Consider the following 25,405-nt stretch of genomic DNA (forward strand, 5'->3'; position numbering starts at 1 on the left):
CATGTTCATTACCTTCTTCACCGAACTGAAATCGGCCGGCATCCCGGTCTCGCTCCGCGAATATCTGACGCTGATGGAAGCGTTGGATAAGGATCTGGCGGAAAAGAGCGTCGAGGATTTCTACTATCTCGCCCGGCTCACGCTGGTGAAGGACGAGAGCAACCTGGACAAGTTCGACCGCGTCTTCGGCCACGTCTTCAAGGGGCTCGACCTCATGAGCGAGGTTGCCACCACCGAAATACCGGAGGAATGGCTGCGCCGCCTGGCGGAAAAGCACCTCAGTGAAGAGGAAAAGGCCCAGATCGAGGCACTCGGCGGCTTTGAAAAGCTGATGGAGACCCTGCGCGAACGCCTCAAGGAGCAGCAAAAGCGCCACCAGGGCGGCAACAAATGGATCGGGACAGCCGGCACGTCGCCGTTCGGTGCCTATGGCTACAATCCGGAAGGTGTACGCATCGGCCAGCACGAAAGCCGGCACCGTCGTGCGGTCAAGGTCTGGGACAAGCGCGAATTCAAGGATCTCGACGACACCCAGTTGCTAGGCACCCGCAACATCCAGGTTGCCCTGAAGCGACTGCGCAACTTCGCACGAACGGGTGCTGCTGAAGAACTGGACCTCGACGACACCATCCGCGCAACAGCCCACAAGGGCCTTCTGGACATCAAGATGCGGCCGGAACGCCACAACGCGGTCAAGGTGTTGTTGTTTTTCGATATCGGCGGGTCGATGGACGATCATATCCGGGTCTGTGAGGAGCTGTTTTCAGCCGCACGTTCCGAATTCAAGGTGATGGAACACTTCTACTTCCACAACTGCCTTTACGAGTATGTCTGGAAGGAAAACCGCCGCCGCCACACAGAGCGCATGCCGACGATGGACGTGCTGCACAAGTACCCAGCCGACTACAAGATCATCTTTGTCGGCGATGCGTCCATGAGCCCCTACGAGATTGCCTATCCCGGTGGCTCGGTTGAGCACTGGAACGAGGAAGCCGGAGCCGACTGGATGCAGCGGATCACCGGGCTTTACAAGAGCGCGGTCTGGCTGAACCCGGTTCGGCAGGAACACTGGCACTACACGCATTCCATCCAGATGTTGAACGAACTCATGGAAGGCCGCATGTTTCCCATGACCGTCGAAGGTCTGACGGACGCCATGAAGGAACTGGCCAGGTAGATTTTCCGCACAAAAGGCGCAGAAAGGGAACACATGGAACCGACCCCAAAACCCGTTCACCCTTTCGCGCAACCTGTTTCCCACGCAACCACGACCGGCATGTCCGGCGGAGGATTTTACAACGCCAACTCGGCTGCCCAATGGTCTGCCATCGAAAAGATATTGCCACTGCTTGAAGAGGCGATTGCGAGCCTGCCGGTTGAGGGTAGCGGTCCCGTTGGCATTGCCGACTACGGCTGCTCGGAAGGCCGCAATTCTGTTGCCGTCATGAAACACGCCCTCCCGGCATTGCTTGCACGCACCGAACGGCCGATCCAGACCATCCATTCAGACCTTCCCACAAACGACTTTTCTGAACTTTTCCGCAGCCTCAGACCGGATGGCGGCTCGGTCTTCGGGTCTGAGAGGGTTTACTCGGCCGCGATCGGTGGCTCGATGTACGATCAGCTCTGCCCGTCGCAGAGCTTGCACCTTGCCACCACCTTCAACGCCATCGGCTTTCTCTCCTGCCGCCCTGTCGACACGTTGCCCGGCTATATCCTGCCCAACGGCCCAAGTGTGGCACGGGCAAATGGTTATGTTTCCGAAGAAGACCGGCATGCCTTTGCCGAACAGGCGAAGAACGATATCGCCCGTTTCCTCACCGTCCGCGCAAAGGAACTGGTTCCAGGTGGCAAGCTGCTGGTTCAGGTGTTTGGCTCCAAGGGCCCGGCTCGAACCTGTGATGGCCTTTATGATCTTCTGAACGACGCGGTTCTGGACTTCGTCGAGGCCGGAGACATCAGCAGGGAGGTCTACGACCGCTATTACCAGCCGGTGTACATGCGGGACCTGCAAGAACTTGCAGACCCGGTCACCAACGATACGTATGGAGCTGCCGGCCTCTATTCACTCGACCGGTCAATGGAGTACGAAATTGCGGTCCCGTTCGTCGACCGCTTCAAGCAGGACGGCGATCTTGACCGCTATGCCCGCGACTATGTCAATTTCTTCCGCGCCTTCACCGAAGCGGTGTTGCGCGCCGCCCTGCCTGAAAGCCCATCACGGAAGGATCTGATCAACCGGATCTTTGCAAGGGCCGAAGACCGCCTGAAGGCTGACACCAGCCTCTACCCCTTCCGTTATGCAGCCGTCGCCATGCTGCTGACGCGCAATGGCTGACGGCTGGGGTTCACGAGCCGATCGACCTTTCAAGGCCCGGCATCGAACGGCCTGATCGCTGCTTGTCGCTCTAGCTGCGCAGCACCATGACCGAGCACGGTGCATGGCGGACAATGTGGGCGGCATTCGAGCCGATGAAGTAGGTCGACAGGCCTGGCTTGTGCGATGTCATCAGCACCAGGTCACAATTCGCCTTTTCGGCTTCCTCGATCACTTCATGATACACCGACCCCATACGCACGGTCACATCGACAGTGCCTTCGGGAACGTCCAGATCAGATGCGATCTTGTCGAGGATTTTCGCGGTTTCCTCGAATTCCCGCTTTTGCCAGCCTTCCGGAAGCTGACTCGCCACGAAGCTTTGAACTTCCGGGCAAACCGCCATCAGGTGGATCTTGGAGCCATAGTCGCGGGCAAACTGCGAGGCTTTGGCAAGCGCCTCCGTGGCAAAGCCGCTTTCGGCCGGGTCAACGGGAACGAGGATTTTCTTGAACATGTGTTGTCTCCCCAAAAAATCAGGTCGACTTTTTGTGCGCCCGGAAAACATGCACCGCCATGACAAGGATCAATCGGCTTCGACACCGTCAAAGTATCGGCCGGGTGTCACGCCGAAGGCCTTCTTGAAGGTTGAGACGAAGGCACTCGGCCCCTCGTAACCGAGCTTGTGGGAGACGTCGGAAACGCTTCGCCCGGACGCCAGCAACTCCAGAGCCCGGAACAGTTTCACCTGGCGGCACCAGGTACGGTAGCTGAGCCCCGTCTCCGCTTTTATGCGCCGCTCGAAAGAACGCACGGAAGTCGCACACCGGTCAGCGGCCTCGCTGAGCGAGGGAATATGTGCCGGACAGCGGACGACGCCTTCGCACAGGTCGCGCAGCCGGGCATCCTGCGGCATCGGCAGCTGCAGGGGGGCAACCGGCAGCATCTTCAACTGATCCAGGATAACCGCAGCGATCCGTGCCGCCGGCCCCTTGTCCGTCTCGGAGCGCGGATAGGACATGAACTCGAGAATGAGTGCCCTGAGCAGGGTCGTCACCTGCATCACCTGCGGTGTTTGCGGCAGATCCCTTGTGTAATCATACTGGACATAGATGTAACGCAGCTCCGTGTCGGTCAGATACCGGGTCTGGTGACTGACCCTGGGCGGTAGCCAGACCGCCCGCTCGGGTGGCACGAAATAGGTGCCCATCTCCGTGTCGATGGCAATCGATCCCCTGATCACATGGAAGAGCTGCGCTGCATCATGCGAATGCCAGCCATTGTTCCGGCCCTGCAACTGGGTCCGCGCGTATCCGATAATCGGTGCGGCGACAGCCTCTTTCGGAAACTCGGCAAGTTCGGGATGAATGCTCATGCGCCGGATCGTATACCTTCACCCCGATATTGCACAGAGGGCCAATAGCACCGGAGGACTCGGCAACGCAGCATAATCGCGGCAACTATGCCCAGGTCCTGCCGGCAAGGTGAAATGCTTTCCTTGCGCCAAGCCATGATTAACAAGGATCAATTCGCGTTTTTGCCGGATGCCTAGCGCTGCACCAGCCAGAATTTGGCGTGTCGGAAACATCTCATGACAAAACAGCGCTAACACGCAAACCGCAATTGGCGTTAGAAACGGCTCGCAACACTGCCGAACGTTTTCTTTTTCCACGGCCACACAATGTCTTACTTCACCCAGAATGCGCACCCGAACGAGGCGACCGGCTGGCGGTCTCCTGTGGTTCTCCTGATGATCATGGCAGGTGCCATGCAGCTCTCCTTTGCTGCCTGGTGGAACCTGATGAACAACTTTGCTGTCCAGGAGCTGGATTTCACCGGCCGGGAGATCGGCATTCAGCAATCGATCCGGGAAATCCCGGGCTTCCTGAGCTTCCTTGCGGTCTATCTCTTGTTGATGATGCGCGAGCAGACGCTCGCCTATGTGTCGCTGCTGCTCCTGGGCGTCGGCGTTGCCGTCACAGGCTATTTTCCGACCGCGATCGGCTTTTATGTAACGACGCTGATCATGTCGATCGGCTTCCATTACTACGAGACGATGGCGCAGTCGCTGTCGCTGCAATGGCTGCCCAAGGCAACGGCCGCTGCAAGCATGGGCAAGATCCTGGCCGTTGGCGCCTTCGCCCAGTTGATCGCCTATGGTGTCATCTTCCTGGCGTGGAAGATGTTCGAGCTGTCCTTCACGGTGGTTTTCGCCATTGCCGGTGGCCTGACGCTGGTTGTTCTTGTTTTCCTGATCTTCGCCTATCCGCATTTCCGTGAAGGCGTGCCGCAGCACAAGAAGCTGATCCTGAGAAAACGCTACTGGCTCTATTATGCCCTTACCTTCATGGCTGGTGCGCGGCGGCAGATCTTTACGGTTTTCGCCGGCTTCCTGATGGTCGAACGCTTCGGCTATGACGTTCACGAAGTCGCAGGTCTGTTCCTCCTGAACGGCGCCTTCAACATGGTGCTGGCACCCAAGATCGGAAAACTGATTGTTCGCTTCGGCGAGCGCAAGGCGCTGGTTCTGGAGTATGTCGGCCTGGTTCTGGTGTTCATCTGCTATGCCTTCGTCACCAACGCGACACTGGCAGCCAGCCTTTATGTGATCGATCACGCTTTCTTCGCGATCGCCATCGCCATCAAGACCTACTTCCAGAAGATCGCCGACCCTGCCGACATCGCCCCCACCGCCGGCGTCGCCTTTACGATCAACCACATCGCTGCGGTGTTCATTCCGGTGGTATTCGGCTTCATCTGGCTGGTGTCCCCGGCTGCGGTCTTCCTGGCTGGCGCTGCCATGGCCCTGGTCAGCCTTGTGCTGGCAACCCTGATCCCGAGCAATCCGGAAGAAGGCCACGAAGTCGACTTCTGGTACCGCAAGCCTTCTGCCCAACCTGCAGAGTAAACTCTGTACCTGGACAAACCAAAACGCCCGCCGGAGTGATCCGGCGGGCGTTTTGTTTGAAATCTTGTCTGAACTGACCTGATCAGGCCTGCCGCTCAGGCACATGCACCACAAGGCCGTCGAGATCGGACGTCACCTTGATCTGGCAGGATAGGCGCGAGGTCGGCTTCACGTCGTAGGCAAAGTCGAGCATGTCCTCTTCCATCGGCTCCGGAGATCCGGTCTTGCCGCTCCAGGCATCATCTACGTAAACGTGGCAGGTAGCGCAGGCGCAAGCACCGCCGCATTCCGCTTCGATACCCTGGACCATGTTCTTGATGGCGTTTTCCATCACCGTAGAGCCTTCAGCGGCGTCAACGTCGGTCCGGGTTCCATCGGCGGTTACAAATGTGATTTTCGGCATATGTCGCGTCCAAGCCTGAATTTGCGGGTCTTCGAAGCACGACATAAAGATTTACGGCAAAAGGTCAAGGACCGTGCCATTTCTACGCGGCAATCTGCCTCTCCCCGTTCTGGGCGGGGTCTGACCTTCAACCTTCCAGAAGGTCCCGGATGTATCGGTTCGCCTCATCGACCGCCGCAATCAGGCCTTCGGTGGCCGTATCGGTGCTCGAGCGCATCTTGCCTTCCAGATTTTCGCAAACGATCGCGACCCGCTCCGCGCCGATGGCCCGGGCAGACCCTTTCAGGGTATGCACGAGGTCGAGGCGAACGGAATTGTCGGTTTCCTGCTTCAACCGCTCAAGCGTCGAGATGGACTGTGACTTGAACAGATGCAGGACCTGCACTTCTAGATCCCGGTTACCCAGCGTATTGGTTGCCAGTTGCACCAGATCGATCGGTGCCTCCGGACCGGCGCGTCCGGCGACGCGGGCCATGGAAGAAGGGGCCATAAGGGTGCTCCACATTACTCGATACCTGCCTGACGGCACCCCGCCGCAAGCTGTAGAGCCACAACAATGCGCCCCAAGCCCAAACACCCGGTTAAACCGGTTGCTCAAACCGTCCCTTTCGGCCCATGTCCCCAAAAAATTGATTTCATGGTTAATGCGTTTTAACGCAGGTTACGAAACAGGATTAAAAAAGTCCTTGCGTTTCTGCCGATTTCCTGAATCGCTAAAATTTTAATGATCTGATTCGCCGTTAACTTTTTTTGACTTTTTGACTTGCAGAAAGTGCTTCGATGGCGGCGGGCGTGAGCTTGCAGACCAGCCAGTCGGGCTTGATTGGGTTGGAAAACCAAGGCTCTGCCCAACCTGCATCGATACAGGCGCGGATTGTGCGCGCCGGAATTTCCCGGCCGTTGTCATCGAACAGAGGCAGCTTGCCCCCCGCCTGCCCGAGCCCTTTTTGCAACCACCGCTTTTGCGCAGCCGTCAACTTTCCCGCTTTGAGAGTAACTTCCAGAACCGTATTTTCAGCATCTGCCGATGCGTCAACCTGCTTTGAATCCGGCATCCAATCCGCCCCCTAAGTGACTCACGCTATTGCCGTTTCTTGTTCGTTAGGAGAGATTGTGCCATTACAGTTACTGATGCGGCAAGGTGGGGAGTGTACCGTCGAACGGAAAGTTCACGGTCGGTCAGCGGCGGCCCTCTCGCACGAACAGGTTTTGCGGCGTTGCCACAGCTGGGCAACGCTCGCAACGAGGACGCATCCGGTAGATAACTGTAAGGAGCTGCGCCAGCGGCTCTGCACGATTACCGGTGTGTAATGAGTACGGATGTGAGGCGACCCTAAATGGCAAATCCGACAAAGGCGAAAGATCCGGCAGAAGCGGCTCTCTCAGCAGTTGAAGAAGCCCTGAAACTTGATTTCGGCGGCCCGGATACCACAGAAACAACCTCCGCGGCAGAGGCTAGCCCTGCCCAGGCGGAACCGGCACGCCGGTCCCAGGGGGAAACGCGAGGCCAGTCCCAGCGCGAAGAGCAGCGTCAGTCAAGACGCCGTGGCCGCGGCGGACGCCCGCCGGCAGCCAACGACGATCGCCGGAACATCGGCAACCTGATCTACTCCTTGCAGCGCCGTCCGTCTTCAGCGCCGTTCTGGGGCGCCCTCGCCCTCAGCGCCCTTTGGGCCGCGCTTGGCAGCAGCCTCTTCATGACAGCGTTCCCCGACAAGGTCGGATCGCTGACCGATCCCCAGACGCTGCTCAGCTCTCCTGAAATGATCCTGGCCGTCGTCGGCATCGTCGTTCCGATCATCTTCTTCTTCGTCATGGCCATGATGATCTGGCGCGCGCAGGAAATGCGCATTGTCGCCCGTGGCATGACCGAAGTGGCCCTGCGTCTTGCCGAACCGGAAGACATGGCCAAGGAAAGCATCCTCAGCGTTGGCCAGGCCATCCGCCGCGAAGTCGCCGCCATGGGCGACGGCATCGAACGCGCGATCGCGCGCGCCAGCGAGCTGGAAGTCCTTGTCCATAATGAAGTGTCTTCGCTGGAACGCTCCTATAACGACAACGAACTGAAGATCCGCGCCCTGATCGACGAACTGATCAGCCAGCGCGAGTCCATCGTCATGAACGCCGAGCGCGTGCGCGAAACCATCGCCGGTGCCCATGAGAGCTTCGCCTCACAGCTCTCCAGCACCTCCGGTGAACTCGGCAGCACCGTGGACCATGCAACCCAGCGCATGATCGATGCGGTCAACAGCCGTGTTGAAGAACTCACATCCACCGTCGACAGCCGCATCGAGTCTCTCGGCGCAACGCTGAACGCCTCCGGCAATGAACTGGTCGACAGCCTCACGGTCCGCGCGGAAGACTATGTCGCCCGCCTCTCGTCTACCGGCAACGACCTGGTCGACAGCCTGGCGGAGACCGGTTCCACCATGTGGGAAACGCTCACGGCACGTGGCAACGAGGTCAACGAACGCTTCGCGGACACCGCGAACACGTTCGTGGAAACCCTGTCCGCCCGCAGCACGACGATCAACGAGACCCTGGCAACCTCCAGCAACTCGGTGATCAACACCTTGAGCGAAAAGGCGGACGAGTTCCGGCTCACCCTGGAAACGACCGGCAACAACGTTGGCGAAGTGATCACGGCGCGCGGCGAGGAAATCAACGCCAACCTGTCGCTCACCTCCGGCCGTCTCATCGACACCATCACCTCGCGCACCGAGGAACTGGTGGCAACCGTCGACAACCGCGTCACCACGCTGGACGAGTCCCTTGCCGAAACCGGCAACCGTGTGGTCGAGAGCATTTCCGAAAAAGGCCAGGCAGTTACCGACACCATCTCGATCCGGGGTGCGGAAATCGTCGAGACCCTGTCCAGCCGGTCTACGGAAGTTGCGGAAATCCTGCGCGGCACCGGCGAGAGCATCGTGGTCGATCTGTCGCTGCGCGGCGGTGAAATCGCCTCCAAGCTCGACGAAACCGCAGGGTCCCTCACCCAGACCATCTCCGTTCGCGGTGGTGAGCTGGCCGAGAAACTCGACAACATCTCCGAACGTATCTACACCGCCATCTCCATCAACGGCAGCGAACTGGACGAACGTCTGGCTGCCCGTAGCAACGAGATGGCCACCATCCTGGAACAGCAGACCATTGGCTTCCGGGAGACCCTGGAAAGCGTCTCCGGCGAATTCTCCGCGAGCCTCGGCGACCAGACCGGTGCACTTACCCAGAAACTGGCGGAAACCGGAACCCAACTTGCCGAACTCATCGGCAGCCGCGGCGACCGTGTCGCCGGCGACATCAACCAGATCAGCGGCAAGATCGCCGAAACTCTGGAAGTACGCGGCCAGGCGCTGCAGGACGGCCTGTCGAGCCGCCTCACCGAGCTGGAAACCATCGTCACCGATCGCGGCGGCCAGCTGATCGACGCTTTCGACACCAAGACCCTGCTGTTGTCCGAAGCGCTGGATTCACGCCTGTCCACGCTGGACACGACGTTCGCCACCCGTATCGACTCCATGGACGCCTCTCTGGGCGATCGCATCGCGACAATGGATGCATCGCTCGACCAGCGCTATTCGGCAATCGATGCAACCCTGACCGACCGTATCGCGGCCATGGATGCGACCCTCGAGCAGCGTTACACCGCCATCGACACGACCCTGACCGATCGTATCGCCACCATGGATGCGACCCTCGAACAGCGTTACACCGCCATCGACACGACCTTGACCGACCGTATCGCCACCATGGACAGCTCTCTGGAGCACCGCTTCACCACCATGGATGCGGGCCTTGGCGAGCGGATCGGCACCATGGACGCTTCGCTGGAACAGCGCTACGCCCTGATGGACGCCACCCTCACCGATCGCATCAGCACGCTGGACAATTCGCTTGAGCATCGCCTCTCGTCGATGGACAGCTCGCTCAGCGAGCGGATCTCCACGATGGACTCCTCTCTCGGCAGTCACATCAACACCCTGGACCTGACGCTCGATCAGCGGACCGCGGCCTTCGAGGCAACCCTGGAAGCCCGTACGCAGATCCTGTCCGATGCCATCGAGAACCGCACCACCGGTATCAGCGATGCGCTGGAGGAAAAGACCCGCAACATCACCGATGTACTTGCGGACCGTTCCGACGCCATCACGCTGCAGCTTGGTCAGCGCATCGAAGCGGCCGGCAATACCCTTGCGGAACGCGCCGAGGAAATCGGCCAGTCCCTGTCGCAGCGCGTTGATACAGCAACGTCTGCAATGGCTGACAAGGCCGAGCTGATCTCCGCCTCCATGACCAGCGGTACCGACCGGATCGACGAGACCCTCGATGCGCGTGCCCGCCAGATCTCCGAAACCCTGATTTCCCGCACAAAGGAAATCGCCAAGGCCTTTGTCGACGGTCAGGACGAGATGACCTCTGCCCTCGACAACCGTCTGGCGGAAGCCGGCAGCGTGCTGGGCAAGCAGAGCGAGCAGCTGACGGAATCCCTGTCCGAGCGGATCGCCGAGATCAACGTCTCCCTGGGTGCCAAGGTGTTCGAGGTTGCCGAAACCCTCGACAGCCGCGCCACCCAGCTGGAAACACTGCTGAATGAGCGTCTGGAAAGCATTTCCGGCACCCTCACCGGCGAGAGCGAGCGTGCCCGTGACATTCTCACGGCCGTTATCTCCGAAGCCGGAGCAACGCTCTCCACCGAAAGCACGCGTCTGCGTGATGTGGTTCAGGAAGCGGTCACCGCCGCTGTCCAGACCCTCTCCGACGAACGCAATCGTACGGTCGAAATCGTCGACAGTGCTCTCAGCCAGGCGACGGAGAAGCTCTCCGGTGAAGGCGATCGCATGCGCCAGATCGTCCTGGGCTCCGTCGGCGAAGCTCGCGGCGTCCTGGTTGGCGAAAGCCAGAAGGCAGCCGATGCGGTTACCTCTGCAATGAGCCAGGCTACCGGCGCAATGTCCGGTGAAAGCGGCAAGATCCGCGAGCTGGTGCTCAGCGCGGTTGGCGATGCCGCCCGCGCCATGGCAGCCGAAAGCGAAAAGGCCCGTACACTCTACGCTGGCACCCTGGCCGAGTTCTCCGGGTCTCTGACCGGCGAAAGCGACAAGGTCCGCAACGAACTGTCCGGCCTGATTGCCGAAATCTCCGGCAACCTGTCCGCCGAAAGCGAGCAGGCCCGCATGACACTGGCGAAAACGCTGGAGGAAATCCGCGGCCAGATGTCGAGCGAAGCCGGCATGGTTCGTGCCCGCGTCAACAGCGCCGTTACCGAAGCAGCAGATCTTCTGGTCGGCCGCGGCAACGAGGTCGCCAACGAACTGCTGGACAAGGCAACCGCGCTCAACGAAGCCTTCGGCGCCCGTTCCGGCGAGCTGGCGAAGATCGTCGGCACCGACGGCAACGAACTCATCAGCGCCATCGAACTGCGTGCCAACGACCTTACCGGACGCCTGTCCGAGGTCCACACGGCGATCCTGGAAGCCATCACGGTCAAGGGCCGCGATGTCACCGATACATTCGCCCATACCGGCCTCGACGCGACCCGCTCGCTGGTGGAAGCCGGCGACCGTATCGTCGCCAGCATCAACGAGCGCAGCGAACAGGCAACCACCCTGCTCACCGACACCAAGCGTCGGCTGGAAGCGGACGTTACCGAGATCCTCAACAAGATCGAGACGTCCAACAGCAACCTGCAGGGTATCGTCGCGACTGCGGGCGAGAACCTCAACGAGGTGGAGGGCAACCTGGCCCGCCGCGCCGGCGAGTTCCGCTCTGCCGTCGACCGGGCGGTTTCGGAAACCAACTCCACCACGGCCCTCATCACCGAACAGGTTGCAAACCTGCGCGATGTGACGGACACCACGCTGGCGGACATCAAGAACCTCACCGGCCGCTTCGGCGACCAGTCGGAGGAACTGACCAAGGCAGCCCGTCACCTGGAAGACACCAACCGCTCCGTCGAGAGCCGTGTCTCCGAGCGCCGGACCGCAATCGAGGACGTTGCGGACACGCTTCTGGCGAAGACCGAAGCCGTCGACACGCTCATGCGCTCCTTCACCAAGACCCTGTCCGAAACGCTGGAAACGGCAGACGACAAGGCACGCGATGCAGCCAACATGCTGTCCGCGGCGGCTGAAGCAGCGTCCAAGCAGGTGTCCGAGCAGTTCGAATCCATGCGCCTCACGGCAGGCATGGAGGGCCAGAAGGCCCGCGAAGCTATCCGCTCCGCACAGGACGACATCATCGCCGAGATGACCCGCACCGTTACCGAAGCGTCCGATCGCTTCAACGATGCGGCCGCCCGGATGCGCGATGTTGCCCGCGACGTTCACCGCGAGCTGGAAGCAACCCGCAGCGAACTGAAACAGGGTGTCCTGAACCTGCCGGAAGAAGCGGAAGAATCTTCCGCAGCGCTGCGCAAGGTGGTCAACGAGCAGATCCGCGCTCTGACGGAACTCTCCGAGATTGTCGCCAAGCAGTCCAACGCGCTCGACATCTCCCGGCCGCAGGCTCAGGCAGCAGTGGCAAGCGCCGCTCCTGCTCCTGCCCCGCAGCAGCAGGCTCCGGTGAACTATGCTCCGGCAGCCCCTGCCCGTCAGCAGAGCGCTCCGGCAAGCGAACCGCGTCCGGCACCGGTCACCACTCGTCGGCAGCAGCCGGCCCCTGCCGAAACCACCAGTTCCGGTGGCAAGGGTTGGGTTGCCGACTTGCTGCGCCGCGCCTCGCGCGACGACGATGCCGGGTCGGACACGGACATGAGCCGCACGCCGCTGCACACGGTTGAAAGCCTCAACTCGCTGTCGGTCGACATTGCCCGCGCCATCGATCACGAAACCTTCGTCGATCTGTGGAACCGCTACCGCAATGGCGAACGCCACGTGTTCACCCGCCGCCTCTACACACTGCAGGGTCAGCAGACCTTCGACGAAATCCGTCAGAAGTACTCTCGCGATCCGGAATTCCGCACTGCCGTCGAACGGTATGTGGCAGACTTCGAGCAGCTCCTGGCCCAGGTATCGCGCAACGACCGCGACAACATGCTCGGCCAGACGTACCTGACGTCGGACACCGGGAAGGTCTACACCATGCTGGCCCACGCCAGCGGCCGGCTCGACTAAGAGACGGACAGTCAGACACGAAAAAGGCGGCCACTGGCCGCCTTTTTTGTTTGCAGGGGCAAAAAACGGCCGCCGACTTCATCGCTGGACGCAAGCAACCCGTTCAAGGCCAATTACCTGCATGAGCTCAAAACGGTATCAAAATCCTCCCAAGCGAAGCAGAGCGTCGGGGGACACCCGCATTTCCGCTTGGATGGGACTGCGGGCATTCCAAAGTAACGCCCGCACCGACCCACCAACGCTCTGCAAACGAGTAGGCCCCGGGTCTCACTTCGTTCGCCCGGGGTGACGCCCTGCCTGGATTGATCCAGGGACGCAAAGCGACCGACGCCGCTTGACTTGAAGATGCAAAACGGTTGTACCGTCAAATGCAATTCACTTCAGAGGTGAAGCTTGACCTATTACGTTTACATCCTGGCAAGCCGGATCAACGGCACGCTCTACATCGGGGTGACAAACGATCTTGCCCGGCGCGTTGAGGAGCATCGCGGTGAGGCAGGCGGCGATTTCACCCGCAAGCACGGCATCGGCAATTTGGTATTTGCAGAAGCGTTCGACGATGTGAGCGAAGCCATCGCCATGGAGAAACGCCTTAAGAAATGGCGCAGATCCTGGAAAGTTCAACTAATCGAGAAGTCCAATCCCGAGTGGCATGATTTAATGGCACCCGAACCCCGGTGTCACCCCGGGCGAGCAGCGCGAGACCCGGGGCCTACTCGTTTGCAGAGCGTATGAGAGTTGGATGAGGCGATGCCTCTTTCAAGTCGGACGCAAGATCCGGCACGCAATGCCGTCTTAGGGCATCGCCCGGCCGCGGGAAGTCGAATGACCACCGCCTCTCAATCACTCACCCCGTCCAACTCGTCCGAGAGGTTCTCCCGGATCCGCCGGGTAACCGCGAGAAACCCATCGATTTCCGCAGGTGAGAGGCCGCTGAGCATTTTCTGTTCGACGGCTTTCAGCTTGGGAGCAAGATCCTCGAAAGCCGCGCGTCCTTCCTCTGAAAGCTGCAATAGAAAACTGCGGCCGTCGGCCTCGTTGCTTTCGCGGGTCAGAAAGCCACGCTCCTCCATACGTTTCACGGCCCGGCTCACGACCACCTTGTCCATGCTGGAGCGGGCAACGATCTCGCTTGCCTGCAGTCCGCCAGAGGCCGAGCCGAGAATGGCCATGGTGCGCCATTCGGCAGGCATCATGCCGTAATCACGCTGGTAAACCGCTGAAAGAGCCCGTGTGACGTCGGAATAAAAGACACGCACCCGGTAGGGAAAAAATGTTTCCAGCTCGAAGTCGGGCAATCGCGTCTCTGGCGTTTCGCTCGCAATCCCAATGGCTTCTTGGGTCTCGGTCTCCGGATTGGTCAGCTTGGTCATCGGCGCTCAACAGTATTGGTTAGGTCGTCTGCACGATTTTACGATTGACTTGGTTTCATGTGTAACTATTTTGTTGCATATGTAACTATGTTTGGCATCACGTTTCAAGTCCGGGATCATACCGGCAAGAACGGCCTTCATGAAATGAAGGGGAGGAGAAAATCGTGAAACAGTTGAAGTGTTTTTCCATTCTCGCAGGTGTGGCAGCGTCCGCATTGACCGGTTTCATCGCCAGCGCATCCGCCGACGAACTGGTTCTGTCGTCCTGGCTGCCACCGAAACACCCGCTTGTTACCGACGTGATGGAGCCCTGGGCAGCAGAAGTTGCCAAGGCTACCGATGGCCGCGTAACCGTGCGCATTCTGCCCAAGCCGGTCGGTTCGCCGCCCGAGCATTTCGACCTTGCCGCCGAAGGCATCGTCGACATCACCTACGGCCTGCACTCCTTCACGCGCGACGACCGTTTCCTGCGTTCGCGCATTGGCCAGTTCTCCTTCATCGCAAACACTGCAACCGAAGGCTCCAAGGCCTATTGGGACGTCTATGGCGGCACCCTCGACGCGCAAGGCGAACACAAGGGCACCAAGCTGCTCGGCCTTTGGGTGCACGGCCCCGGCATGTTCCACAACAACCAGCGCAAGATCGAAAAGTCTGAAGATTTTGCCGGTCTGAAGATCCGCACTCCGGGCGGCTATGTTGCGGACCTGTCTCAGGAACTTGACATCATCACCCAGTTCATGGGCCCGGGCGAAGTTTACGAGAAGCTGTCCCGCGGTGTCATCGATGGTGTCACCTTCCCCATGGAAGCGTTGCAGGCCTTCAATCTGACCGACTACACCAAATACTCCATGAGCCTGCCGGGTGGCTTCTACAACACCTCCTGGTTCATGGTCATGAATGAAGATGTGTGGGACGGCCTGTCGGAAGAAGACCAGGCGGCCATCGACAAGATTTCCGGTGAAGCCCTTGCCGAAATGGCCGGCGGCGTCTGGGATGGCGCGGATGCCCGTGCGGCTTCCTACATTGCCGACAAGGACATTGAGATCTACGACGCACCGGCCCCGGTTCTGGAGGCGGTCAAGGAACTTGCAGCCAAGCATGAAGCTACCTGGGCCGCTGCCGTTGCCGAAACCGGCTTTGACGGCACCGCCGCTCTGGCCGAGTTCCGCGACAAGACCGGCATCAAGCACTAAGCATGTCTGCCGAATCCAACGGCCAGGCCCCTCGCCGGATCGATACGATCCGGCGAGGGGCCGGTTTCCTGCTCGGGCTGGCCTGTTTATGTGTGCTGGCCGCCCTGATCGGGCTAACCTGTGTCGACGTCGTCGCACGCTATGCCTTCAACAGCCCCGTGAACGGTGCCTATGAGCTGACGGAGCTGCTGCTGGCCACGCTGATCTTCCTGGCCCTGCCACTGACGACCGCTGCCGGCGAACATATCGAGGTGGAGCTGCTCGACGGGCTCAAGAGCGCCCTTATCAAACGGCTCGGCACCTTGGTTGCCGCTGTTTGCACGGTCGGTGTCCTGGCCCTGATCGCGTTCAAGCTGTTCGAGCATGCCGAGAAGATGGACCGTCGCGGACAGGTGACGGATTCCCTTCAGATCCCGCTTTCGCTGATCGGTTGGCTGGGAGCTGCCTCCTTCGCGCTCTCCGCCGTCGCCGCCATAGTCTTCGCGGCCAGGCGGTTCCGCGAAAAAGCTTGATACCAGTGAGTATTGAATATGCTTGAAGCTCTGATCGGTTTCGTTGCGCTCTTCGCGCTCGTGCTTCTGCGCGTGCCCATTGCAATTGCAATGATCATCGTCGGCACTGCCGGGTTCGCGGCCCTGCGCAACTGGAATGCCGCGCTGAACCTGCTCGGAAATGCGGCCTTCGAAACCGGCCTTTCGTTCACCCTTTCGGTGATCCCGTTGTTCATTCTGATGGGCAACCTCCTGACCATTTCCGGTGTCAGCCAGTCACTGTTCTCGACCGCCCACCACATGCTTCACCGCATGCGTGGTGGCCTTGCCATGGCGGCCATTGTCGCCTGTGGCGGCTTTTCGGCAGTTTGCGGCTCGTCTCTGGCAACGGCTGCCACCATGTCCAAGGTGGCCATGCCTTCCATGCGCAAGGCAGGCTATGCCGACAGTCTGGCAACCGGCTCCATCGCTGCCGGTGGCACGCTTGGCATCCTGATCCCGCCATCCGTCATCCTGATCATCTACGGCCTGCTGACCGAGGCCGACATCGGCAAGTTGTTCATTGCCGGCATCATCCCGGGCCTGCTGGGCGTATTGTTCTATCTCGGCGCCATTTACGTCACGGTTCTGCAGAAACCCGAGCTTGCGCCAACCGCGTCCGAAGACATGAAGCTCGAAAAGCGTGACGTCTGGGGTGTTCTGGCAGTTGTCGGGCTATTTGCCGTGATCATGATCGGCATCTACGGCGGCTTCTTCACGCCGACAGAAGCAGCCGGCATCGGTGCTGCCGCCGCCTTCGTGATCGCGCTCGTGTCCGGTGGTCTGACGTTTGAAAAGCTCTACACCGCAGCGCTCAACTGCGCGCGCACCACGGCGATGATCTTCGCGATCATCATTGGTGCGGAAGTCTTTTCCAACTTCATCAGCTATGCCGGTGTGCCTGACGCACTGTTGACCTTCGTTCAGTCGCTCGACGTCAACGCCTATGTCGTCATTCTGGTTCTGGTACTGATCTACGTGGTGCTGGGGGCAGTGCTGGAAAGCCTGTCGATGATCCTGCTGACGGTCCCGGTCTTCTTCCCGCTGGTCAGTTCGCTCGATTTCGGTGGCGGTTTGCTGGCAGATCCGGAGATGGTGCTGATCTGGTTCGGCATCATCGTGGTGGTGGTCACCGAAATCAGCCTCATCTCGCCGCCGATAGGCCTCAACGTCTTCGTGCTTCGCTCTGTGCTGACGGACGTGCCGTTGAGGACGATGTTTGCCGGAATTCTGCCGTTCTGGCTGGCCGACATCCTGCGACTGGCGCTGTTGATTGCTGTTCCGCTGCTGTCACTGGCGCTCATCTGAGGCTTTACCGGCCGGTGCATGGCCAGGAAAACCGAACTCCAAAAAATTGCCGGGCGGTGGCCACACCGCCCGGCATACCTTTCATCAGGCCGCCAGCGCCTCTGCGTCGCTGCCGGCAGGAAGGTGGGCGGGACACGACGGATCGGTTACCGCCTGCCAGATGGCTTTGACCACATCTTCCGACCGGGTCGGTTCCTTGTCGGCATCTGCCATGAAGGCCCCCATCACTTCCTCGACAAAGGGCTTGTAGGCCGCAGGCGCCTCCATCGCGCCCGCCATCAACGCTCGTGCATTCGTGCCAAAGCTGGTCGAAGGTGCGCGGCCCGGCAAAACCAGCTGGACGCGGATGCCAAGCGGCGCAAGCTCCAGAGCCAGGCAATCGGTATAGGCATTCACGGCCGCCTTGCTGGCGGTATAGACCGGTAGCAGCGGCAAGGACTTCAGCGTGACACTGGACGACACGTTGACGATAACGCCCTCGCCCTTCTCCCGCATCTGCGGCAGCACCGCGCGGATCATCTCGAACGTCCCGAAGGTGTTGGTGTCGAATATCCTGCGCACCACGTCTTCCGACGTTGCCTCGAAGGGCGACAACCAGCCAACACCAGCATTGTTGACCAGCACGTCAACCGGACCGGCGGCAGCCACGGCCTCGGCAATGCTGGTGTGATCTGTCACGTCCAGCGGCAGTATGCGCAAATGTTCGGAGGCCGGCAGCAAGGTGGCGTCGGGTTTGCGCATGGTCGCAACCACCCGCCAGCCCTCGTTCAGAAAATGCCGCGCCGTTTCCAGCCCGAAGCCGGAGGAACATCCAGTAATCATGATGGTCTTCATGACAAAGTCTCCTGTTGTTGGATGCTCCCCATATCGACACGACGGACAAAACTTTCTATCATGAGAAGTCTCAGTCTTTTTATCGAAAGTCCGAAATGGCAGATCCCCTGTCCGAAGTGATCACACTTCTGCGGCCCAGAGCCCCCTTCTCGAAAATCGGGGAAGCCTCCGGCCCCTTCCGGGTGCGACGGGACGATGTCAACGAAGCGTTCTATTGCCTGGTGCTGATGGGGCGGCTCAACCTGGAAGTGGACGGAAGAACACCGGTGATATTGTCAGCGGGCGATTTTGCGCTGCTGCCCGCCGTTGGCGGGCTGACTGTCACCAGTCTCGATCCGCCACCACCTCCAGGCTATTTCAGCCAGCCTGTTTACGGGGAAGATGGTGTTGTGCGCGTCGGCATGCTGGACCCACGTGAAACCCCGCCCCAGGTTCAGCAGTTGGTTGGCCATTGCAGCTTCGGAAGCCCGGATGCCGAACTGCTGGTCTCTCTTCTGCCGGAGATGGTGGTTGTGCGCGGCGAAGATCGTCTGGCGTCGCTGGCAGCCCTGGTACGCGACGAGGCACGGGCCGATCGCCCTGCAAGGGATGTGGTGCTGGAAAACCTTCTGCAGGTCCTCCTGATCGAGGCTTTCCGTTCAAGCGTCCAATCCACCGCTTCTACCGGGCTTCTCAGCGGCCTTGCGGATGCTCGGGTGGCCCCTGCCCTGCGTGCCATGCACGGCGCACCGCAACAGGCCTGGTCGATCCGGGCGCTGGCCGGCGAGGCTGGCCTCTCCCGCTCCGCGTTCTTTACCCGTTTCAACCGCATTGTCGGCCTGCCGCCAATGAGTTACCTGCTCAACTGGCGCATGACGCTAGCCAAGCACATGCTGCGCTCAGGTCTCCACAGCATCGGCGAGATTTCCAGCCGGACCGGCTATGGCTCCACCAGCGCCTTCAGCACAGCCTTTACCCGGCACGTTGGCTGCCCGCCCGTCAGATACGGCAAGGCAAGTGCAACGACCTGAACACCGTCTATTGTTCCGAGGACCCCTCCCAGGATGGCTTCACCCGGCGCGTAATCGGCAGAAACTGACCGGCTTCGTAGTAAAGGTTCGGCGATATGTATCGGGCGCTGACCCAACCTGTCTGCCCTTCGAACTGACCCTGGTACCAGATGCCGACCTTGTCTCCGCGGATCATGCAACCGGTCAAGGAGAGCGTGGCGCCGGCAGGCAACATACCCAGTACCTGCCCCCCCACATCAGGGCTGGAGCGGAAATTCACATTGCTTTTCACCCGGCCGGACGGGCCACCGTTTTCGCCAGCCCAGCTGTTTTTGGAAACAAGCCTGTTGTCCGAGCACCCAAGGACGTTCCCCATCAGTCCCAGCGTTACAGGGGCTGAAAAGACTTTCCTGGAAGCACACCAGCCCTGCAAGCCACCGTTGACCTCCTCGTTTCCGGGGCCCTGTTGCAGACAAAGAGGTTTGCCGCGCCAGAGTGCAACGGATAGAGCCCCTTCTGGCGTCATCGACAGCTGGCAGGAAAACGTATCGGTATAGAGGGTTGCCGTTCTGCCTTTCAAAGCTTTCAAGTCCGAAAGCGAGAACTCCGAGTTCATGAACTGAAACAGGTCGGCGACCTCGTAGTAGGCCTTGAAGGATCGCCCTGCCACGTTGACGGTGTTGCAGATTTCGTTGGCATCGTATTCGACACCATCTCCCACATGGACAAGGTTTGCTTCAGCTTCGTTGGAAACGGGAGAAAAGCCGAGGTTCCAGGTGTTAATTCCGCCGCGCAGATAGAAGAAGCTGTCTGCCGTCGAATGCTTCAGGGCTTCCATCATCAGTTCAGGCGGATTGATGTTGAAGCCAATCAGCTTGCTGTATTGTTCGGTCACCTGGTAGCCAAAGGCCAGGATCTTGTCGATACGCTCGACCTGCGCGCCCTGATTTCCGGCTAGATATGCCATGTGAAAGCCAAGCTCCGCACCTTTTTCAACGTAGCGGGCATCGCTGGCAAAGGGGTGCACCATGTCCACGGACAGGGAGAATGCCAGAGCACAGGCAGACACACAGCTGGTGTTCTTCAGCACGAAGACGCCACCGATGTCCGGGTCCTGACTTTCAAGATTGTACCGGATGCTGTCAGCGATCTTGAACCCTTCGAGGAAATCGCCACCAGGACTGTTGAAAACGAGGTAGCGCATCGACGGGCCACTTATGCTGTCCAGAAAGGCAGACAACTTGCCGGCATCGCCCTTCACGATCGGGCCTGAAAGCTCGATCACATGCGTTCCCATTTCCGGTTCCGCAGGATAAAGCGCAAACTGATCGATCTGCCCAACCTCCCCGTCTTCCAAGTTCGGAAGCTGTGCCAGAACGCTGTGCGGTCCTTCAGGGGGATAGATAAGCTTGAGGCTTCTCAGGTGCGGCTCGAGATCCGGCCGCAGCCTGAAGTCGGCTGCATTTGCAAAGGGCATGGAAAACGCCCCCAGCAGAATAATGAAAAGCACGGCACCAGCCTTGCACCAGAGATCACCCGCAACTCTCGTCATGTCTCGTCTCACGTTGAACATTGGCCACCTGACTAGCAGGCAGCCGCCTTGTTCACTGCCCCCAGATAGGGAAGACGGCAACGATTATTTTTTCAGGACGCTGGATTTCAGACTGCATCAAGCAGACAAGCGCACACCGGAGAACGAGGATCATTCTCCGCCGCATGAGAGCCGGAGGCAACATGCGGATAAGGTTTCCCAATTGCGGCTGTTAAGGGTACCCGCCTCAGACGTTCTGCAGCGTCCAGGCAGCCATTTCTGCAAACACCCGGTCCGCTGAAGCGTTCATGGCCTCGACCGCCTTGTCGACGGTCGTGCTGCCGGAAGACGTTTCCGCCCGGAAGACCTTGTTGGCAACTGTGCGACCGTTGCGGTCGTTGACGATGCGGGCCGAAATTTCGACGACACCTCGATTGGCACCCGCCACCTGCAGTTCGAAGGCACGGATTTCCGTCTGGAGCTGATAATCGATCAGCAGGCCGTCGCCCGGCAGGCCAACCCCGCGCAGGCGGTTGGTGTTTTGCAGGGTTTCGACCAGTTTCAGCTGCACCACGTTGGGCAGCGTGTCGGCCCAGGCAGAATCCGGGAAGTAGCTGTAGACCGGCCCCTTGTCGACAACCGCGATGTAACTGGTGTCGAGCGCTTTCAGCGCCCGGGGTGCGGAAACGAGAACCTGAACGCGGCTGGACCGGCCCTGTAGGCCACCGACGTCGGCCGCACCGATGCTGTAGTAGGCCGACGGCGCGGAACTGGCGCATCCGGACACAAGCACGCCGAGCCCGAGAGCGGTCAGGACGCCCCGGCGGGTCATGTCAGTGGTTGCCTTCGTCATACGCCCCTGCCTCTGCACATTCAGTCTCACCGGCGCCGCCCGCCGGAATATGTCGGCACATCTTCACCGCCGAAGATCACCCGGTTCGGACTGCGTTCAAAGCTTTCCGCCGCCCGCTGGATCGAGATCAGTGTCCGGTTAACCTGCGCCAGCGCCGCAGCGAAATCCGCAGAGCCCTGGGTCGCAAACTTGGAGAGCCCGCCGGCAATCGAATCTGCCCGGCTTTCAAACGCAACCGCAACCTTGCGGATTGCCTGCGCGGCCAAAGTCGCTTCCTTGATCAAGCCTTCACCATCGCCGTCCACCATGGTGGAAACCTTCTCGACCAGGCTTTCGACGCGCACCGAGGTGGAATTCAGCGTCGCGGTCATCTGCTTGGCATCGGTGATGATCTGGTCGACGTCAGGTGTCCGCTTCGAAAGATCGTCCGTCATCTGCTGAACGTTGTCCGCAGCCTTGCGGGCACTTTCCAGGATGGCCGGAATGCCGTCTTCCGGATTTGCAAGACCTGCTGTCGCCGTTTCGACGGAACCGACGATATTCGCAACCTTTTCCGGATCCACGGCCTTCATCAGGTCATTCGCGGTCTGAAGCGTCGTCGCAAAACGTTCGGCCGCCGCCTGAACATCCGTTATCAGCGCCGCAATCCGGTCATCCTGGCCACGAACCGTCGCTGAAACCGCCTCGAAGTTCTGAACGGTGGACTTGGTCGAAGCGATGATCTCGTTGATCTGTGTCTGCTGATTGTTGAAGTTGTCGATGATGCTGGAAACATTGTCGACGGCCTTGCTGACCTTCTCCGGATCGACACTCGCCACAAGCTCGTCGACCTTACCCAGCGATGCATTGAGGCTGTCGGTGAAGGTGCTGACATTGGCAACCACTTCCTCGACCTTGAGCGGATCAATGGCAGCGGCAATTTCCACGCCGCGCGTCATGATGGCATCCACCTTGACCACGACATCACGCCCGCCTTGCACGATATCCTTGATCGCGCCTTCCTGGTTCCGGATGTTTTCCACCACCGCATTGACGTTCTGCATGGTTTCGCTGGTGGAACTGATCAGCTTGTCGATGTCCCCGGTGCGCTTCTGCAGCACCTCGCCAAGGGCTGCGGCCCCTTGCACCACCTTCTGCACATCTTCAGGATCAACCGCGCCAACAATCTTGTGAACGCGATCCAGCCCTTCATTCAGGTTCACCGTGAAGGTCTGCAGTTCCTTGGCCGCGCTCTGGGCATCGGCCATCAGGAGATCGATGTCGCTGCTGGCCTTGCCGAGACTTGCGGAAAACTTGGAAAGGTCATCGACAATGGCGGTGACCTTGTCGGAAGGCACGGCAGCCAGCAGGCGTTCACCTTCCTGCACCAGCGTCTCAAGCCGGCCGGACAGGCTGGAAAACGCATCGGAAGCCTTGCCGATGCTGGCCATGAAATCCTTCACGCCATCGGAATTGGCGGCCAGCGCGGCGGAAAAGGTCTCGGCGTTGTTGACGATCTCGGTTATTGCGGGGCCGTTGTCCTTCAGCAGGTCGTCGACCGTCTTCATGGTCGAATCCGCACGCTTGAGAACATCGCGGGCACCATCCACGATGTCATCGAAGAAGGACCGTTCGGCGTAGATGACCGGAACTTTGTCCTCGTCCTGGTCGTCGGCCATGCTCAGCAGAAGCGGCGATTCAGATGATCCGCCACTGAGGTCGACATAGGCGACGCCTGTCAGGCCGGTGAAATTCAGTGTTGCCTTGGTATCTTCGCGCAAGGGCGTCGAGGGCTTGATGCCAACGGTGGCCACAACCTTGGTCGGATCCCCCGGTGCAAAGTCCAGCGATTTCACATCGCCGACCTTGATGCCGTTGAAAAGCACCTGCCCCCCGACCGGAAGCCCCGTCACAGGTCCGGGATAGACGATTTTCAGTTCAACATTCTGCCTGGATTCCGCGGTGACGGCGAGCCAATACACAAAGCCGAACGCACCGATCAGGATTGCGACCATGAAGGCGCCGATCAGAATATAGTTCGCGCGGGTTTCCATTCAGTCCAACCTATACTCGGCGCAGGGCCCGTTCACCCCTGAAGTAAGATTTAATCCAGGGATCATCATTTTTCATCATATCGTCCATCGTGCCGATGGCCAGAACCCGCTTTTTCCCAAGAACAGCAATCCGATCACAGATAGAATGCAAACTATCAAGATCATGGGTGACCATATAAACCGTCAGTCCGAGGGTCGAACTGAGATTTGCAATAAGCGAATCAAAGGCCGCCGCCCCGATCGGATCGAGTCCGGACGTCGGTTCGTCCAGAAACACCAAATCCGGGTCGAGTGCAAGGGCGCGAGCCAGGCTGGCCCTTTTGATCATTCCCCCTGAAAGTTCAGACGGCAGCTTGTCGGCGGCATCTTGCGGCAGCCCGACCAGTTCCAGTTTCAGGGTCGCCAGTTCGTCCATCAATTGCGGCGAAAGTTTCAGGTGCTCCCGCATCGGCACCTGAATGTTCTGCTTGACCGAAAGCGAGGAAAACAGCGCGCCCTGCTGAAAAAGCACCCCCCAGCGGCGTTCGATTGCCGTGCGTTCCTTCGGGCTCGCGGTCGACAGGTCGTGTCCGAAAACCGAAATCTGCCCGGTTCGCTTGGGAGTCAGGCCCAGGATGGTGCGCATAAGCACCGACTTGCCGGTTCCCGATCCACCGACGAAACCAAGCACCTCGCCCCGGCGCACATCCAGGTCGAGATCCTGCAGAATGATCTTGGAACCGAATCCAACGGTGATGTCGCGCACGGACAGGACATTGTCCGACTTTTCGCCCGTCGCGGCGGTCTCTTTTGCAGGCGTCACGCTTTGGCTTGGCGTCATCGGTCGGTCAAACTCCAATCGCGGCAAAGAATATGGCGAAGAAACCATCCACCACGATGACTAGAAAAATCGCTTTCACCACCGACATGGTGGTGTGACGGCCAAGAGATTCGGAGGAGCCTTCGACTTTCAGCCCTTCCACACAGGCAATCAGGCCGACGATCAGTGCCATGAAAGGCGCCTTCACCAGACCCACGACCAGCGTATTGATCGTGATTGCCGCCTGCAACTGGGTCAAGAAGGCGGCCGGTGGTATATCCAGATAGGCCCATGTCACGATGCCGGACCCCAGCAGCGCCGCGAGATCCGAAATGAACGTCAGGATCGGCAGAGCAATCATTAGCGCCAGAATTCGTGGCAAAACAAGGACTTCAGTCACGCTAAGGCCAATCACATGCAGTGCGTCGACTTCCTCCTGCATCCGCATCGCCCCAAGTTCCGCCGTGAAGGCGGATCCCGAGCGCCCTGCCACCATGATGGCGGTCAGGATCACGCCGATTTCCCTGAGGACCAGGATGCCTGCAAGGTCGACCACGAAGATATCTGCACCGAATTGCCTGAGGTAGAAGCCGCCCTGCTGCGAGATGATGGCGCCTATGAGAAAACTCATCAGCGCGACGATCGGCACGGCTCCAATGCAGCTCCGGTCGAACTGAACCGCGATCGATATGCTGCGCAGGCGTTTGGGCTGCAGCAGAACTGTCGACAGAACCAGGCCGAGTGAGCCGAGAATATGCAGCATCGCCAGGGCGTCGTGATAGACGTCCACCATCTGGCGGCCCGTGGCTTCCAGGAAGCCGGCAATCGAAAATCCGTTCCTGTCAGGCTTGTATCTCGGAGGATGATGGCTCTCGATTTCCTCGAACAGGGTCTGGCGGACAGGAGAGACACCGGTCAGGCCAACCTTGCGTCCCTCGAATTCCAGTCGGCCGCGCGTGCGGTGGATCAGCCAGGCGCCGCTCGTATCCAGATGCTCGATCTGGGACACATCGATGCAGGTCAGGCTTTTTTTGTCGATCGTGAGGCTGTTCAGCTCTTTTTCTGCGTCGGCGATTGTGCTGACAGTCCAGTCGCCGGAAAGGGCAAGGTATTGATGATCCGGCCCGTCTGCTTCCAGAACCATCTCCGGTGCGATGTTTTTTTCCAAGAATGCCATTCCGGCTGGCTGCCCTCTTGCCGCTGGTTCACCATCCCTCGTATA

The 25,405-nt window shown here is 59.7% G+C and carries 21 protein-coding genes; 9 read left to right on the top strand and 12 right to left on the bottom strand.

From position 1 onward, the window contains the following. Nucleotide 1 precedes the first annotated feature (1 nt). Together Q666_RS50630 and Q666_RS50635 are read left to right on the top strand one after the other, a co-directional pair. Entirely contained in the window at nt 2-1,177 is a 1,176-nt protein-coding gene (locus tag Q666_RS50630) for a VWA domain-containing protein (RefSeq protein WP_023000677.1), read from the top strand. 33 nt (nt 1,178-1,210) lie between these two features. Further along, complete coding sequence (locus Q666_RS50635; protein ID WP_023000676.1) at nt 1,211-2,338, top strand: hypothetical protein; 1,128 nt, start codon at nt 1,211-1,213, stop codon at nt 2,336-2,338. Nucleotides 2,339-2,408: 70 nt separating this feature from the next. On the opposite strand, the gene Q666_RS50640 is transcribed toward Q666_RS50635, so the two are convergent. Next, nucleotides 2,409-2,834 carry a universal stress protein gene (locus Q666_RS50640; RefSeq protein ID WP_023000675.1) on the bottom strand — a complete coding sequence of 142 codons (426 nt, stop codon included), beginning with the start codon at nt 2,832-2,834 and terminating at the stop codon, nt 2,409-2,411. A gap of 69 nt (nt 2,835-2,903) precedes the next feature. Then, the gene (locus tag Q666_RS50645; RefSeq protein WP_023000674.1) at nt 2,904-3,692 is read right to left on the bottom strand and encodes a helix-turn-helix transcriptional regulator; all 789 of its coding nucleotides are present in this window, start codon (nt 3,690-3,692) and stop codon (nt 2,904-2,906) included. 306 nt (nt 3,693-3,998) lie between these two features. On the opposite strand from Q666_RS50645, the gene Q666_RS50650 reads away from it, so the two are divergent. Continuing rightward, on the top strand, nt 3,999-5,225 hold the full coding sequence (locus tag Q666_RS50650; protein WP_023000673.1) for an MFS transporter: 1,227 nt from the start codon (nt 3,999-4,001) through the stop codon (nt 5,223-5,225). Between the two features lie 82 nt (nt 5,226-5,307). Here Q666_RS50650 and Q666_RS50655 read toward each other — a convergent pair whose 3' ends face one another. The 3 genes from Q666_RS50655 to Q666_RS50665 all read right to left on the bottom strand — a co-directional run bounded on the left by Q666_RS50655 (nt 5,308) and on the right by Q666_RS50665 (nt 6,683). Next, a complete protein-coding gene (locus Q666_RS50655) occupies nt 5,308-5,628 on the bottom strand; it encodes a 2Fe-2S iron-sulfur cluster-binding protein (protein WP_023000672.1) in 321 nt (106 codons plus the stop codon). 127 nt (nt 5,629-5,755) lie between these two features. Beyond that, nucleotides 5,756-6,118 carry an Hpt domain-containing protein gene (locus tag Q666_RS50660; RefSeq protein ID WP_208984210.1) on the bottom strand — a complete coding sequence of 121 codons (363 nt, stop codon included), beginning with the start codon at nt 6,116-6,118 and terminating at the stop codon, nt 5,756-5,758. Between the two features lie 250 nt (nt 6,119-6,368). After that, nucleotides 6,369-6,683, bottom strand: a complete 315-nt coding sequence (locus Q666_RS50665) for a hypothetical protein (RefSeq protein ID WP_023000670.1) — start codon at nt 6,681-6,683, stop codon at nt 6,369-6,371. Between the two features lie 282 nt (nt 6,684-6,965). On the opposite strand from Q666_RS50665, the gene Q666_RS50670 reads away from it, so the two are divergent. Beyond that, nucleotides 6,966-12,740: an antitoxin gene (locus Q666_RS50670; protein ID WP_023000669.1), complete on the top strand. Its 5,775-nt coding sequence runs from the start codon at nt 6,966-6,968 to the stop codon at nt 12,738-12,740. A gap of 393 nt (nt 12,741-13,133) precedes the next feature. Next, nucleotides 13,134-13,475, top strand: coding sequence for a GIY-YIG nuclease family protein (locus tag Q666_RS50675; protein WP_023000668.1), 342 nt, complete (start codon nt 13,134-13,136; stop codon nt 13,473-13,475). Between the two features lie 104 nt (nt 13,476-13,579). On the opposite strand, the gene Q666_RS50680 is transcribed toward Q666_RS50675, so the two are convergent. After that, nucleotides 13,580-14,113, bottom strand: coding sequence for a MarR family transcriptional regulator (locus Q666_RS50680; RefSeq protein ID WP_023000667.1), 534 nt, complete (start codon nt 14,111-14,113; stop codon nt 13,580-13,582). Between the two features lie 164 nt (nt 14,114-14,277). Between Q666_RS50680 and Q666_RS50685 the strand changes: the two genes are divergently transcribed. Genes Q666_RS50685 through Q666_RS50695 form a run of 3 tightly spaced genes read left to right on the top strand, consistent with a single transcriptional unit; the run spans nt 14,278 to nt 17,144 of the window. Then, a complete protein-coding gene (locus Q666_RS50685; protein WP_286133789.1) occupies nt 14,278-15,306 on the top strand; it encodes a TRAP transporter substrate-binding protein in 1,029 nt (342 codons plus the stop codon). A gap of 2 nt (nt 15,307-15,308) precedes the next feature. Then, the gene (locus Q666_RS50690; protein WP_023000665.1) at nt 15,309-15,818 is read left to right on the top strand and encodes a TRAP transporter small permease; all 510 of its coding nucleotides are present in this window, start codon (nt 15,309-15,311) and stop codon (nt 15,816-15,818) included. A gap of 18 nt (nt 15,819-15,836) precedes the next feature. After that, nucleotides 15,837-17,144 carry a TRAP transporter large permease gene (locus tag Q666_RS50695; protein WP_023000664.1) on the top strand — a complete coding sequence of 436 codons (1,308 nt, stop codon included), beginning with the start codon at nt 15,837-15,839 and terminating at the stop codon, nt 17,142-17,144. An 84-nt stretch (nt 17,145-17,228) separates the two neighbouring features. Here the strand turns inward: Q666_RS50695 and Q666_RS50700 are convergent, their stop codons facing one another. After that, on the bottom strand, nt 17,229-17,978 hold the full coding sequence (locus tag Q666_RS50700; RefSeq protein ID WP_023000663.1) for an SDR family oxidoreductase: 750 nt from the start codon (nt 17,976-17,978) through the stop codon (nt 17,229-17,231). Between the two features lie 95 nt (nt 17,979-18,073). Between Q666_RS50700 and Q666_RS50705 the strand changes: the two genes are divergently transcribed. Further along, nucleotides 18,074-18,988, top strand: coding sequence for an AraC family transcriptional regulator (locus tag Q666_RS50705; protein WP_031269175.1), 915 nt, complete (start codon nt 18,074-18,076; stop codon nt 18,986-18,988). A gap of 7 nt (nt 18,989-18,995) precedes the next feature. Here the strand turns inward: Q666_RS50705 and Q666_RS50710 are convergent, their stop codons facing one another. The 5 genes from Q666_RS50710 to Q666_RS50730 form a co-directional block, all read right to left on the bottom strand. Then, a complete protein-coding gene (locus Q666_RS50710; RefSeq protein WP_023000661.1) occupies nt 18,996-20,519 on the bottom strand; it encodes an SH3 domain-containing protein in 1,524 nt (507 codons plus the stop codon). A gap of 226 nt (nt 20,520-20,745) precedes the next feature. Further along, nucleotides 20,746-21,351: an ABC-type transport auxiliary lipoprotein family protein gene (locus tag Q666_RS50715; protein ID WP_023014540.1), complete on the bottom strand. Its 606-nt coding sequence runs from the start codon at nt 21,349-21,351 to the stop codon at nt 20,746-20,748. A gap of 26 nt (nt 21,352-21,377) precedes the next feature. Beyond that, nucleotides 21,378-23,384, bottom strand: a complete 2,007-nt coding sequence (locus tag Q666_RS50720; protein WP_023000658.1) for an MlaD family protein — start codon at nt 23,382-23,384, stop codon at nt 21,378-21,380. A gap of 10 nt (nt 23,385-23,394) precedes the next feature. Then, the gene (locus Q666_RS50725; protein ID WP_023000657.1) at nt 23,395-24,204 is read right to left on the bottom strand and encodes an ABC transporter ATP-binding protein; all 810 of its coding nucleotides are present in this window, start codon (nt 24,202-24,204) and stop codon (nt 23,395-23,397) included. Between the two features lie 7 nt (nt 24,205-24,211). Beyond that, entirely contained in the window at nt 24,212-25,360 is a 1,149-nt protein-coding gene (locus Q666_RS50730; RefSeq protein ID WP_023000656.1) for an ABC transporter permease, read from the bottom strand. Between the last annotated feature and the right edge of the window lie 45 nt (nt 25,361-25,405).

The organism is Labrenzia sp. C1B70 (assembly GCF_000475395.1).
Taxonomy (GTDB): Bacteria; Pseudomonadota; Alphaproteobacteria; order Rhizobiales; family Stappiaceae; genus Roseibium; species Roseibium algicola.

Excerpts from the sequence above, each read along its gene's own strand:
- Q666_RS50630 (WP_023000677.1), top strand. The coding sequence starts at position 2 with ATGTTCATTACCTTCTTCACCGAACTGAAATCGGCCGGCATCCCGGTC.
- Q666_RS50635 (WP_023000676.1), top strand. The coding sequence starts at position 1,211 with ATGGAACCGACCCCAAAACCCGTTCACCCTTTCGCGCAACCTGTTTCC.
- Q666_RS50640 (WP_023000675.1), bottom strand. The coding sequence starts at position 2,834 with ATGTTCAAGAAAATCCTCGTTCCCGTTGACCCGGCCGAAAGCGGCTTT.
- Q666_RS50645 (WP_023000674.1), bottom strand. The coding sequence starts at position 3,692 with ATGAGCATTCATCCCGAACTTGCCGAGTTTCCGAAAGAGGCTGTCGCC.
- Q666_RS50650 (WP_023000673.1), top strand. The coding sequence starts at position 3,999 with ATGTCTTACTTCACCCAGAATGCGCACCCGAACGAGGCGACCGGCTGG.
- Q666_RS50655 (WP_023000672.1), bottom strand. The coding sequence starts at position 5,628 with ATGCCGAAAATCACATTTGTAACCGCCGATGGAACCCGGACCGACGTT.
- Q666_RS50660 (WP_208984210.1), bottom strand. The coding sequence starts at position 6,118 with ATGGCCCCTTCTTCCATGGCCCGCGTCGCCGGACGCGCCGGTCCGGAG.
- Q666_RS50665 (WP_023000670.1), bottom strand. The coding sequence starts at position 6,683 with ATGCCGGATTCAAAGCAGGTTGACGCATCGGCAGATGCTGAAAATACG.
- Q666_RS50670 (WP_023000669.1), top strand. The coding sequence starts at position 6,966 with ATGGCAAATCCGACAAAGGCGAAAGATCCGGCAGAAGCGGCTCTCTCA.
- Q666_RS50680 (WP_023000667.1), bottom strand. The coding sequence starts at position 14,113 with ATGACCAAGCTGACCAATCCGGAGACCGAGACCCAAGAAGCCATTGGG.
- Q666_RS50690 (WP_023000665.1), top strand. The coding sequence starts at position 15,309 with ATGTCTGCCGAATCCAACGGCCAGGCCCCTCGCCGGATCGATACGATC.
- Q666_RS50695 (WP_023000664.1), top strand. The coding sequence starts at position 15,837 with ATGCTTGAAGCTCTGATCGGTTTCGTTGCGCTCTTCGCGCTCGTGCTT.
- Q666_RS50700 (WP_023000663.1), bottom strand. The coding sequence starts at position 17,978 with ATGAAGACCATCATGATTACTGGATGTTCCTCCGGCTTCGGGCTGGAA.
- Q666_RS50705 (WP_031269175.1), top strand. The coding sequence starts at position 18,074 with ATGGCAGATCCCCTGTCCGAAGTGATCACACTTCTGCGGCCCAGAGCC.
- Q666_RS50710 (WP_023000661.1), bottom strand. The coding sequence starts at position 20,519 with ATGACGAGAGTTGCGGGTGATCTCTGGTGCAAGGCTGGTGCCGTGCTT.
- Q666_RS50715 (WP_023014540.1), bottom strand. The coding sequence starts at position 21,351 with ATGACGAAGGCAACCACTGACATGACCCGCCGGGGCGTCCTGACCGCT.
- Q666_RS50720 (WP_023000658.1), bottom strand. The coding sequence starts at position 23,384 with ATGGAAACCCGCGCGAACTATATTCTGATCGGCGCCTTCATGGTCGCA.
- Q666_RS50725 (WP_023000657.1), bottom strand. The coding sequence starts at position 24,204 with ATGACGCCAAGCCAAAGCGTGACGCCTGCAAAAGAGACCGCCGCGACG.
- Q666_RS50730 (WP_023000656.1), bottom strand. The coding sequence starts at position 25,360 with ATGGCATTCTTGGAAAAAAACATCGCACCGGAGATGGTTCTGGAAGCA.